General features: G+C 63.1%; 13 protein-coding genes. 10 read left to right on the forward strand and 3 right to left on the reverse strand.

Annotated features, from left to right (window positions below; genetic code table 11):
- Position 1 precedes the first annotated feature (1 nt).
- From LOZ74_RS14890 to LOZ74_RS14905, 4 genes are all read left to right on the forward strand, one after another.
- Positions 2-613, forward strand: coding sequence for a TetR/AcrR family transcriptional regulator (locus LOZ74_RS14890; RefSeq protein ID WP_230291818.1), 612 nt, complete (start codon positions 2-4; stop codon positions 611-613).
- Positions 614-820: 207 nt separating this feature from the next.
- Entirely contained in the window at positions 821-1,459 is a 639-nt protein-coding gene (locus LOZ74_RS14895) for a GntR family transcriptional regulator (protein ID WP_230291819.1), read from the forward strand.
- Between the two features lie 69 nt (positions 1,460-1,528).
- Complete coding sequence (locus LOZ74_RS14900; protein WP_230291820.1) at positions 1,529-2,023, forward strand: low molecular weight protein-tyrosine-phosphatase; 495 nt, start codon at positions 1,529-1,531, stop codon at positions 2,021-2,023.
- On the forward strand, positions 2,020-2,820 hold the full coding sequence (locus LOZ74_RS14905) for a fructosamine kinase family protein (RefSeq protein WP_230291821.1): 801 nt from the start codon (positions 2,020-2,022) through the stop codon (positions 2,818-2,820). The genes LOZ74_RS14900 and LOZ74_RS14905 overlap by 4 nt, the downstream gene beginning before the upstream one ends.
- A 53-nt stretch (positions 2,821-2,873) precedes the next feature.
- Here LOZ74_RS14905 and LOZ74_RS14910 read toward each other — a convergent pair whose 3' ends face one another.
- Positions 2,874-3,659: a 2-keto-4-pentenoate hydratase gene (locus LOZ74_RS14910; protein WP_230291822.1), complete on the reverse strand. Its 786-nt coding sequence runs from the start codon at positions 3,657-3,659 to the stop codon at positions 2,874-2,876.
- A gap of 199 nt (positions 3,660-3,858) precedes the next feature.
- Here LOZ74_RS14910 and LOZ74_RS14915 point away from each other — a divergent pair, with 199 nt between their 5' ends.
- The 6 genes from LOZ74_RS14915 (at position 3,859) to LOZ74_RS14940 (ending at position 10,048) form a co-directional block, all read left to right on the forward strand.
- Complete coding sequence (locus LOZ74_RS14915; RefSeq protein ID WP_230291823.1) at positions 3,859-4,890, forward strand: LacI family DNA-binding transcriptional regulator; 1,032 nt, start codon at positions 3,859-3,861, stop codon at positions 4,888-4,890.
- A gap of 155 nt (positions 4,891-5,045) precedes the next feature.
- Complete coding sequence (locus tag LOZ74_RS14920; RefSeq protein WP_230291824.1) at positions 5,046-5,678, forward strand: RpiB/LacA/LacB family sugar-phosphate isomerase; 633 nt, start codon at positions 5,046-5,048, stop codon at positions 5,676-5,678.
- 129 nt (positions 5,679-5,807) lie between these two features.
- On the forward strand, positions 5,808-6,578 hold the full coding sequence (gene kduD, locus LOZ74_RS14925) for a 2-dehydro-3-deoxy-D-gluconate 5-dehydrogenase KduD (RefSeq protein WP_230291825.1): 771 nt from the start codon (positions 5,808-5,810) through the stop codon (positions 6,576-6,578).
- Positions 6,579-6,585: 7 nt separating this feature from the next.
- Entirely contained in the window at positions 6,586-7,623 is a 1,038-nt protein-coding gene (locus LOZ74_RS14930; protein ID WP_230291826.1) for a sugar kinase, read from the forward strand.
- On the forward strand, positions 7,610-9,169 hold the full coding sequence (locus LOZ74_RS14935; RefSeq protein ID WP_230291827.1) for a carboxylesterase/lipase family protein: 1,560 nt from the start codon (positions 7,610-7,612) through the stop codon (positions 9,167-9,169). The genes LOZ74_RS14930 and LOZ74_RS14935 overlap by 14 nt, the downstream gene beginning before the upstream one ends.
- Before the next feature lie 174 nt (positions 9,170-9,343).
- A complete protein-coding gene (locus LOZ74_RS14940; RefSeq protein ID WP_230291828.1) occupies positions 9,344-10,048 on the forward strand; it encodes a GDSL-type esterase/lipase family protein in 705 nt (234 codons plus the stop codon).
- Positions 10,049-10,067: 19 nt separating this feature from the next.
- On the opposite strand, the gene LOZ74_RS14945 is transcribed toward LOZ74_RS14940, so the two are convergent.
- The gene (locus tag LOZ74_RS14945) at positions 10,068-10,415 is read right to left on the reverse strand and encodes a cupin domain-containing protein (protein ID WP_230293913.1); all 348 of its coding nucleotides are present in this window, start codon (positions 10,413-10,415) and stop codon (positions 10,068-10,070) included.
- Between the two features lie 83 nt (positions 10,416-10,498).
- Positions 10,499-11,845, reverse strand: a complete 1,347-nt coding sequence (locus LOZ74_RS14950; protein WP_230291829.1) for a polysaccharide lyase family 1 protein — start codon at positions 11,843-11,845, stop codon at positions 10,499-10,501.
- Positions 11,846-11,932: the final 87 nt, after the last annotated feature.

Below are 11,932 nucleotides of genomic sequence, written 5' to 3' on the forward strand. Positions count from 1 at the left end.
TTTGGAAAGCCCCCAGCAAGAAAGGCTCGACCGGCGCCGACAGGCCTTTCAACAGGCCGCAAGGGACCTTTTTATCGAACAGGGTTACGAGCAGACGACTCTGGCCGAAGTGGTCGAGCGCGCCGGCGGTTCACTGGCGACACTCTACAAGCTGTTCGGCAATAAGGAAGGGCTGCTGGACGCGGTATTGTCGCAATCGCGCGATCTGGGCCACCAGATCGTCGAGACAATTGTCGCGATGGATCTTCCGCCCGATCAGGCGCTGCACCGGATTGCCGCCGAGTTATCAGGCATATTTCTCGACCCTTCAAACCTTGCCGTCACCCGCATCGTCATCGCGCGGAGCATTTGCGACCCGGGGTTCGCCCGCAGCTTTTTCGACCATTCGCAGATGAAAGCCAAACAAAGCCTACGCCGCCTGTTCACCGAATGGTCCGGAACCTATCCGGAAATGATCGGCGATCCGGTCAAGCTGGCCGACCTGTTTACCGGATTGATCGTGTTCGATTTTCAGGTGCAGGCGATCAGCCATGGATCGATGGAGCCGCCCACCGCCCAGGAACTGCGCGAACGCACGGAATTCTTTCTGCGCGGAGCGGGCCTGAGTGGGTGAGACCAGTTAACAAAAGTATACTTAAGTTCGGCATTCTCGCGAAAAATGCGAATAAAAACAGGGTTTATTGCCTCTGATGTATACAATCAGGCTTGATTTCCGCTGAAACCGTCGCCAAGCGGGCGAACCGTCATCGCGCGTCGTTCGCGGCCCTCTAGACGCGAATGACCGACAGCGAAAGGCCGCATCGGCCAATTGAAGGACATCATGAAGAAAGCCTCGGACCAGGCCTATCGCATTCTGCGCGAAAAGATCCTCTCGGGCGAATTGCCCCCCGGCCACCAGTTGAAAGAGGAAGAGCTGGCCGATCTGTGCCGCGTATCGCGCACACCTGTGCGCGAGGCGATCCGCCAGCTTGAGACAGAGCTGTTCGTGCGCCGGTCGGACAGCCAGCGCAGCTATGTCGCCGAATGGACCGAAGCCGATGTGGCCGAGGTTTTCACCCTGCGAGGCATGCTCGAATCGCATGCAGCGCGGCTGGCGGCCAGCCGGATCGATTCCGACACGATCGCCGCGCTGAAACAGGTGAATGAAGAGATGCGCGCCGTCGTGACGGCCGAAATCCTCGATGACGAGGCATTTCTGGCACTGAACGAGAGGTTCCATTCGCTGATCCTGCATGCCTCCGCATCGGAACGGCTGGCGGGCCTGTTGGGGCGACTGGTCCTGCAACCCGTCGTACACCTGACCGCGCTCGCCTATGAGCGGGAGCAGGTGAACCGGTCTCTGTCCGAACATGTCGAGATTACCGAGGCGCTGGAACGCGGCGACACCGAATGGGCCGAAGCGCTGATGACGGCGCATATCCGCCGTGCCTATAACGCACGGCGCAAACACGCGGCCTGACCGGCGTTCATCGCAAGGCCGGCTTCCATAGGGCTGGCGGCCAGCCGGAACGCTGCCTAGGATCGCGGTATGACCGATCGCCGATCCACGCCCGCCGTCCTGTTCGTCTGCCTGGGCAATATTTGCCGTTCCCCGCTGGCTGAGGCTGCGCTTCGAGCGCGCCTTGCAGAGGCGGCGGTGGAGGTGGCTGTCGATTCGGCGGGGACCGGATCGTGGCATGTGGGCGAACCGCCCGATCCCCGCGCGCAGGCGGTGGCGCTGCATAACGGACACGATATCGCGCATTATCGCGGGCGGCAGGTGGCGGCAGAGGACTTTTATCGCTTCACCCATATCTATGCGCTCGACCACGAGAATCTGGCCGAGCTGCAACGCCGCGCCCCTGCGGATGCAACCGCGCGACTGGCTCTGCTGCTCGATCTGGTCGAGGGGCTGGAGGGGCAGCCTGTGGCCGACCCCTATTTCGGCGGTGAGGCGGGTTTCCACACGACATGGTCGCAGGTCGACCGCGCCGCGACAGCACTTGTCGACTATTTGCAGGGGATGGAGCGGTTGAAGGGGTGACCATCGCCGAACTCGCCAGCGGGGTGCTTGGCTGCGAGGTCTCCGGCGTCCGGCGTCTGCATGGCGGCGATCTGGCAGGCGTGTGGCGGCTGGAGCTGGCGGACGGTCGCATGGCTGTGGCCAAGCAAGGCCCGCTGGTCGCGCGCGAAGCCGCCATGCTGCGTGCTATCGCTGCCACAGGCACCCCTGCCCCTGCGGTCATCGCCTGCGACGGTGATCTGCTGATCATGGAGTGGATCGAGAGCGACGGTGGGCTATCGCACGCGTGGGACGATCTTGCCGCTATGCTGGCGAGGCTGCATGGCAATCGCGCAAGCCAATATGGCTGGCACGAGGATTATGCATTCGGCCCCGTCCGCATCGACAATGCCACATGCAGCGACTGGCCGGTATTCTGGGCCAAGCGTCGCCTTCTTCCCTTTGTCCCGCATCTGCCGCCATCGCTTGCGCGGCGGGTAGAGGCCTTGGCCATCGCCATGCCCGAATATCTGCCGCATTCGCCTGCGCCCGCCTTGCTGCATGGCGATCTGTGGGGCGGAAATGTGTTGGCGCGCGGCGGACGGATCGCGGGCTTGATCGATCCGGCGTGCTATTATGGCGACCGCGAAGTCGATGTCGCCATGCTGACCCTGTTCGATCACCCGCCCGCGCGGTTTTTCGATACGCTGGCACTGGACAGCGGATGGCGCGAGCGTCTGCCCGCCTATCGCCTGTGGCCGTTATTGGTCCATTACCGCCTGTTCGGCGACAGCTATCGCAGCGGGGTAGAGGGTGCGCTGGACGCTTTGGGGCAATAGGCCATTGTGCGCAGCATGGACGGGGCGCAACCGGCCCCGCCCGATGCGTTAGATCATGCGGTGATCAGCGCCGAAACCGAACCGATACCGGCGAAACGCGCGTCGACCGACTGCCCCACCTTTACGTCATGCACACCGGTGATTGCACCCGAAGAAACCCAGCCCGGCGCCTGCGCCATCAGGCCGCGTTCCGCCAGATTGTTGAGCAGGAACCGCACCGCGCCAAACGGCCCGTCGAGCATGCTCGCGGTCGTCGCCATACCCACCGTCTCGCCATCAATGATCGTTTCAACGGCGATGTCGTTGATCCCGTCCCACATCTCGCGCGGGACGACGGCGCCCAGCACCAGACCGGCATTATTGCCGTGGTCCGATACGGTAACGCAGGGCCCATCCTCGTTAATACCGGCATAGGGAGAAGAGGCGATCTCGATCCCGATGCGGATTTCCTCGACCCAGTCATAGGTTTCGGCATCATTTGTCGGCAGCGCGGCATTTTCGGGTACGCGGATGCGGACGGCGAACTCCGCCTCGGCCGCGGCAAAGCCGTCGGCGAACACGGGCATGGCCAGCGGGCTGCCCGCCTGATGATAGATCACATCCTCGAAAATCGGGCCGATCAGCCGGTTTGCGCCCAGCTCTGCATCGCGCGGCGGAGGGATCTTGCCGACTTTCCAGCCGCCGACATAACGGTCCCACAATTGCAGCGCATGATCCTGAACCTGATACGCATCGGCAAGGGTCAGCGGGCGGTCGCCGGGGTATTCCGGCAGGGCCTTCCCCTGGGTGCGCGCGGTAACGAATGCCTGCGCAATGCGCTCTACGGCCTGCCTGTCCATGATCCCCTCAACGATTGTCTTTCACAATTAGGAAACCGGTGTCATAATGAACCGCAGCGGGAAAGCAAGTGCTTCCCGGTGAGAGGATGTAGCTGGCTGACCGCGCGTCATGACCGTAACCGGAGGGGGAAGTGTCCCGGTTTACCGGTGCGACGACTTCGCGCTAAAGCCATCGAAACTGGGGTCCGCGGAGAACGGGATGGGTAGCGTGCGCAAGAACGACCGGCAGCCGACAATCAACGATGTCGCGCGCCTTGCCGGCGTTTCCAAGAAAACCGTCAGCCGCGTGATCAACCGCTCTACGCTGTTAAAGGACGATACGCGCAAAAAGGTCGAGAGTGTCATTGCCGAACTGGGTTATGTACCGAATCCTCAGGCCCGTGCTCTGGCGCTCAGGCGCAATTTCCTGCTGGGCCTGCTGCACGACAACCCGAACGCGCAAACGGTGCTGAATTTCCAGATCGGCGTGCTGGACGCCATCCGCGACACCAATTTCGCGCTGGTCGTGCGGCCTGTCGATCGTCATTCGCCAGAAATGCTCGACGATATCCGCGATTTTCTGGAAAAGCAGCGCCCCTATGGCGTGTTCATCCTGCCCCCGATTTCCGAGAACGAGGAGCTGGCCGCGCTGTGCCGCGAACTGGACTGCGCCTATGTCCGCATGGGTTCGACGCAGCTGGACCAGCCGCAATATCTGGTCGAATCGAACGACCGCGAGATCGTGGGCAATGCCATCGACCATCTGGTCGAAATGGGCCATCGCCGCATCGGTTTGATCGAAGGGCCACAGGGCTTCCGCTCTGCCTATGAACGGCGCGAGGGGTTTCTGGCGGCAATCAGGCGACACGGGCTGGAATACCGGCCCGAATGGCATGCGCCGGGTCTCTATACATTCGATTCGGGGATCGATGCTGCCGAACATATTCTCGACGCGGATGGTGCGCCCACCGCGATCTTTGCATCGAACGACGAAATGGCCGCCGCTACGCTCCATGTGGCGCGCCAGCGCGGCATGTTCGTACCCGAGGATCTGTCGATCATCGGTTTCGACGACAGCCCCATCGCCGCACATATATGGCCGCCATTGACCACGGTACGCTGGCCGGTCCGCGAGATGGCCAGCACCGCCGCGCACAAGCTGATCGATTCCGCCGATGCGGACAAGCTGCCGTCACGGCTGTCGTCGGAACTGATCAGGCGGTCGTCGGTCGCCCCGCCGAAACCCGCCTGATCGGGGCGATGATGGTTGAAATCACCCTGTCATCTCGTCTATCTAGGGGATTGACACCGGTTACCTAATAGCAGGCTCTTTGCATGTGGGACCGTGTTCCGTATTATGGGCTGGTTTTACACACAATGCCCCCCAAGCCAGCGAGCGAGGATGTTATGAAAGTTGCACTGATTATCGAGAACAGCCAGGCGGCCAAAAGCAGCATCGTGCACGATGCGCTCAAGTCCGTTGCCGAACCGCTTGGCCACGAAGTCTTCCACTATGGCATGTATACGCCCGAGGATGACGCACAGCTGACCTATGTGATGAACGGCCTGCTCGCCGGCATCCTGCTCAATTCGGGCGCGGCGGATTTCGTCGTCACCGGTTGCGGCACCGGCATGGGTTCGATGCTGGCCTGCAATTCGATGCCCGGCGTGTTCTGCGGTCTGGTGATCGATCCGACCGATGCCTTCCTGTTCAGCCAGATCAACGCGGGCAACTGCATGTCGATGCCCTATGCCAAGGGTTTCGGCTGGGCTGCCGAGCTGAACCTGCAGGATTGCTATCGCAAGATCTTTGAAAACGAACCCGGCGCCGGCTATCCCAAGGAACGCGCGGAGATCATGGCAAAGAACCGCGTTATCCTGAAGGATTTCAAGGCCGCTGCCACCCATGACATGCTGACCGTGCTGAAGAACGTCGATCAGGACCTGCTGAAAAGCGCGATCGCGGGCGAGAAATTCGCGGAATATTTCTATGCGAATTCCAAGAACGACGAAATCAGCGCCTATCTGAAGAGCCTGTAAGGGCCCGACGGACATTTGCGGGGGCGGCACGCGCTGCCCCCGCCCCCTATCTGACTGCCGCCATTTCGATGGCCGGCGCCGACCACGCGTAGAACCGATTCGCGGCGGCGCAACCGAGAGGACGACCCGATGAACAGCCCCTTCGATCTTACCGGCCGCGTTGCGGTTGTCACCGGCGCCAACACCGGCATCGGTCAGGGCATTGCCCTCGCGCTGGCCGAAGCGGGGGCCGATATCGCCGCCGTAGGCCGCAGCGAAGCGACCGAAACCGCAGACAAGGTGCGCGCCCTTGGCCGTAAGTGCGAACTGGTGTCCGCCGACCTCTCTTCGATCGAGCCGGTAGGCAAAGTGGTCGACAAAGTGGTATCAACACTTGGTTCGCTCGATATTCTGGTCAATAACGCAGGCATCATCCGGCGCGAGGACGCGCTGGATTTCTCGGAAGAGGACTGGGATGCTGTGATGGACACCAATCTGAAGTCGTTGTTTTTCCTGTGTCAGGCTGCGGCGCGCCACATGACCGGCTGGTCCAGCCAGTCGGGCAAGCGTGGCAAGATCGTCAATATCGCCTCGCTGCTGTCGTTTCAGGGCGGCATCCGCGTGCCCAGCTATACCGCCAGCAAGTCGGGCGTCGCGGGCCTGACCAAGCTGATGGCGAATGAATGGGCGACCAAGGGCATCAACGTCAATGCCATCGCTCCCGGCTATATCGCGACCAATAACACGGCAGCATTGCAGGCCGATGAAACCCGCGCGCGCCAGATCGTGGAACGCATTCCCGAAGGGCGCTGGGGCGATCCCAAGGACATCGGCGGCGCGGCGGTCTTCCTTGCCAGCAGCGCGGCGGATTATGTGCAGGGTCATGTGCTGGCCGTCGATGGCGGATGGCTCGCCCGATGAGCGCTGCATGATGACGCAGGGACGCACCGGCGGCGACACCAAACCAGTCGTATGTTTCGGGGAAATGCTGCTGCGGCTCAGCCCTCAGGGGCAGATCCCGCTGGCACAGGCCGGCAGCGTGGCCATCGATGTTGGAGGGGCAGAGGCGAATGTCGCCACCGCCCTTGCCAGCCTCGGCCTGCCGACGCGCATGCTGTCGGTCGTGCCCGACAATCCGCTGGGCCGCAAAGCCATCGCGGCCATCGGCGCATCGGGCAGCGATGCGCGTTTCATCGCAACCGCGCCGGGCCGCATCGGTCTGTATTTCTTCGAACCGCCCGCAGGTCCGATTGCAGGCCGCGTCACCTATGATCGCGCGGGCAGCAGCTTTGCGCTGGCCGATCCAGCCACCCTGCCCTTTGCGCAGGCGCTGGACGGGGCCAGCCTGTTGCATATGTCGGGCATTACGCCCGCGCTCGGCCCCGATGGCGTGGCGCTGGCGCGTGCCGCCGTCGCCGCGGCCAAAGACGCGGGCGTGCCGATCTGTTTCGACGGCAATTACCGCGCCAATCTGTGGGACGCATGGGACAGCGATCCGCGCGCGATCTTGACCGAACTGGTCAGCGAAGCCACGCTGATGATCGGCAACCACCGCGATATCTCCTTGCTGCTGGGCCAGACATTTTCGGGCGATGGCCCCGACCGACGTCGCGAGGCGGCGGAGGCTGCCTTTGCGCATTTCCCCAATCTGCAGCTGATCGCCAGCACGGCGCGCCATGTTGAAACGGCCGGCACCCATCGCCTCGCCGCGCGGATCGACTTGCGCGAAAGCCATTGGCAGACCGACGAAGTGCGGATCGAGAATATCGTCGACCGCATCGGCACCGGCGATGCCTATGCCGCGGGCATGCTGCGCAGCTGGCTGAAGGGCGGCAATGCGCAGGACATGGCCAAATCGGGCCTTGCCCTCGCCGCGCTGAAACATGGCATTCCCGGCGATATGGTGTTGGTGACAGAAGCCGATCTGGAGGCGTTCGATCCGGCAGGCGGCGATGTCCGCCGCTGATCGCCCTACCCGTCGCTCCGTTTTAAAGGGCGGGCTGATCGGCACGGGATTGCTGGCAGCCGCCCCCGCCTTCGGCCAGTCCTCATCCCCGCACGTGGGCGGGTATGAAGGCATAAAACAGGCGGGCGTCCATGCCTTTCTTGGCATCCGCTATGCCACGGCGCAGCGCTTTGCCCGCCCCGTGCGCCAGCCGTTCGCGTCCGATCCTACGCCCGCAAAGTCATTTGGACCGATCTGCCCGCAACGCGGCCTGTCCGACGAACCGGCGAGCGAGGATTGCCTCTTCCTCAACATCTGGTCGCCAGAACTGAACCCTGCGGCAAAGCGGCCCGTCATGGTCTATTTCCACGGCGGCGCGTATAATGGCGGCACGGTCACCGATCCGGTTACCCGCGGCCAGCATCTGGCGGGCGATGGCGATGTGGTCGTCGTCACAGTCAACCAGCGCCTCAACGTCTTCGGCTATCCGTGGCTCGCCCCGTTCGGCAGCGCCTATGCCGATAGCGGCAATCTGGGACAACTCGACCTGATCTGCGCGTTGGAATGGGTGCGCGATCATGTGGCGAAATTCGGCGGCGATCCGTCGCGCGTGATGGTGTTCGGCCAGTCGGGCGGCGGAGCCAAGATCGCGACGCTGATGGCCATGCCTGCCGCCAAGGGGCTGTTCCATTCCGCCGCCACGATGAGCGGGCAGCAGGTTACCGCCAGCGGGCCGACCAATGCACTGAAACGCATTACGGCCTTCTTCGATCACCTTGGTATTGCCGTGGGCGATGTCGCCGCGCTCAAGGCCCTGCCCACGCGGCGTCTGGTCGACGGGCTGGATGCGACCGATCCGGTGCTTGGCGGCAGCCTCTATTTTGGGCCGGTGCTCGATATGGCGAACCTGCCGCGCCATCCGTTCTGGCCCGATGCTGCGCCGCAGTCGCTGTCGATCCCGATGATCCTTGGCAACACGACGGACGAGACGCGCGCATTCATCAGCGCCGATGGTCCCTATGTGCAAGGGCTGGACTGGTCGAACATCGCCGAACGCATCCGCCCCAATATCCGCATCGATCTGCGCCCTGATTACGTGGTGCAGCAATATCGCGAACATTTCCCCGACTGGTCGGCAGAGCGCGTATTTTATGCCGCGACGACAGACGGGCGCAGCTGGCCCGGCCAATGGATCGAGTCGGACGAGCGCGCCAAGGCAGGCGCGAGCCGGACGTGGGTCTATCAACTCGACCGCGAATCCCCGATCGATCCGCGGCGCGGCGCGGCGCATACCGACGATCTGCCCTATGTTTTCGGCACTCTGGATGCGGCAGGCAGCTTTTCCGGCACGGACAGGCGTGCGCGCCAGATCAGCGCCGAGATGATGCGCGCCTTCACCGGCCTTGCGCGCAATGGCACGCCGGGGCTGGCCGATTGGGCTCCCTATACGCTGCCCGACCGCGCGACATTGATGGTGGCACAGGACCGCATCGCCATGGAAAACGACCCGCGCGGCTGGCAGCGCGAGATGTGGTCGACCGCGCCCTATATCCAGCCCGGAATCTGACGGGAGAATAGCCGATCATGAAGCTCGCCCTGTTTGCCGCCATCGCCTGCATGGCACCTGCCGTCGCCATGGCGCAAAGCGCACCGCCCGCCGCCGAAATGGCGACCGAGACAAGCATTGTCGAGGGAGTGAACAAGATCATCCTGATCGGCGATTCGACCACGGCCACGGGCAATGGATGGGGCCCGATGTTCTGCGCGCATCACACCACGCACCCCACGGCCTGCCTTCAACCTTGCACGCAACGGACGCAGCAGCGGTTCCTATCGCGCCGAGGGACTGTGGGACATCGCCCTGCGCGAGATGAAAGTAGGCGGCTATGGCACGGTGTTCGCGCTGATCGGATTCGGTCACAACGACCAGCCGGGGAAGCCCGGACGCTCCACCGATCTCGAAAGTGAATTCCCCGCCAATATGAAACGCTATGTGCAAGAGGCGCGCGCGGCGGGTGCGGTGCCGGTCCTGTTCACTCCGCTCACCCGCCGCCTGTTCAATGACGGCAAGGTCGAACGGGACCTTGACCCGTGGGCCGAGGCGATCCGCAAGGTCGCAGCCGAAACCGATACGCCGCTGATCGACCTGAATGCCCGCAGCACCGAAATCGTGCAGGCGCTGGGCCCGTCGGTCCAGAATTTGACCGCCGAGATTCCCGCACCTGCCGAGGTGGCCGCCGCAGCCGCCATCGATGGCGAAACACTGCCCTCCGCCACCGGCAGGCCGACGCCCGCGCCGGTGCCCGATGATCTGCGGGTGGCCAGAATGACATGGGTTTACGACTACACCCATCTGGGCGAATTCGGCGGCAAGCTGTTCGCCGCCGTCCTGGCCGACGAACTGGCAAGCGAAGTTCCCGAGATGCGCAAATTGCTGCGCCCGTAAGGGGGCGCAGCATTTCTGCCTATTTCGCGGCCACCGGATAGGCAATGATCAGCGACAGCGGCTCTTCCCCCGTCTGCCGCATACCGACCACCGCACCGTCATAGAGATAGGCTGCCATGCCGGGCTTGAGCGCGGCCTCGACCCCGTCGGAAATGACTACGCCTTCACCCGCGGTCACGTAATAGACCTCGTCATGCGCGATCGGGTGTTCGCCGATGGCCGCGCCCACATCCAGCACGCGGCGGCGGAATTCCATCGTGCGCGGCTGCGGCGCGGCGTCGCTGATGCGATAGGCGGTGGACATGCCGATCGCGCCATGGGGCGGCGCCTCGCGCACCATCACGTCGCTTTCGCTGACAACAACCATCGGCGCGGCCTTTCCTGCGGGTTCCTGCGCCGTGACACAGGCCGAACAGCCCAGCAGTGCCACGGCCAATACGGCACGGGCGATCATTTCGCCTGCTCGCGCATTTCGCGGTCGCGCGTGCTCAACGCTTCCTGCGGCGCGACTGTCTGGCCGGGATAGATGCCGTTTCGGGGCGTCATCGTGGCCAGATCCCAATACGCAGGGTCGAATGCTGCGCGGGTCTCGGGAAAGCTGGGATAGCCGCCGACCTCTTCCTGCGAATCGATGACTTCGCCGCGTCCTTCGGCGATATAGAACAGCACACGGATTTCCTCGTCGCTGCGGTCCCACGGGCGCGCGCCCGCGCTGCGCAGCAAGGCGGTCTCGACCTCGCCAGCAGGCATCACATCATATTTGGACAGGTCGGCCAGCGGTGCCTTTGCCTCGATCAGCTTTGCCGCGGTCTGGCCATAGGTGCCGAACATCGGCAGCGCCTCGCCATGGCGGTCCACAGCGATATTGTCCTTGCCGTAATATTTCAGGTCGCCCACGCCGCCCAGCATCAGGAACGGCAGATCTTCCGAGGTGGAATTCCCGCCGCGCATCACATTGCCAACCGCCGTAATCTCGCCCGCGACATGCGGGTGGTCGGTCCATTCCAGATCCATCAGATTGTAATGCACCGCGCGCAGGCCGGGGTCATAGATGAAATTATTGACCATCAACACTTGCGCCCCGCCCTTCACCAACGGCGAGCGTTCCACGCTGTGCGCCCAGATATTGCGGTCGAACACGATATTGGTGGCGTTGTCGTGGATCAGCGATCCTTTGGAATGTTCGCCCTTGGGATGACTGGAATCGGCCAGACCCTCGGCAGCGAAATTCAGACGGAAAGTGATGTCGTGGCTGGTGCCTTTGCGCCATTCCTCGACCGTATTGCCGGTAAAGCGCGGGCCGCTGGCAGACATGTTTTCGTCGACCGCCCACATGAAAGTGTTGTTTTCCACGACCACATTATGCGCCGCCACGGTGGAAAAGGCATCCGCTTCCCAACCGCTGCGCTTGGGCATGCCGGCATCGCCGGTCATCACGCGCAAATGGCTGATCTTGACGTCATGGGCCTTCACGTCGATGCCGCCGCGCAGGATGGTGATGCCCGGCGAAGGCGCGGTCTGGCCCGCGATGGTGACGAAGGGCTCCTCGATCAGCAGGCTCGATTTTTCCAGATCGATCGCGCCCCCGACTTCGAAGACGATGATGCGCGGCCCCTTTGCGGCCAGCGCTTCGGCCAGGCTGCCGGGGCCGTCCTTTGCCAGCGTGGTGACCCGTATGATTTTGCCGCCTTTGCCCCCCTCGGTCGGGTCGCCGGGCTGCGCGAATGCAGGACCCGCAGCGCCCGCCAGCAGCAATGCAGCAGCAGTAAGTCCGCGGAAATACGTGGTTTTCAACATCTGTCATTCTCCCAGTTGGTTGTTTCTTGACAGACTGGGGCGGCAGCGGCAATAGATAATGACACCGGTTACCAAAAACCGGGTGGG

The sequence above is a fragment of the Croceicoccus sp. Ery5 genome (genome assembly GCF_020985325.1).
GTDB lineage: Bacteria > Pseudomonadota > Alphaproteobacteria > Sphingomonadales > Sphingomonadaceae > Croceicoccus.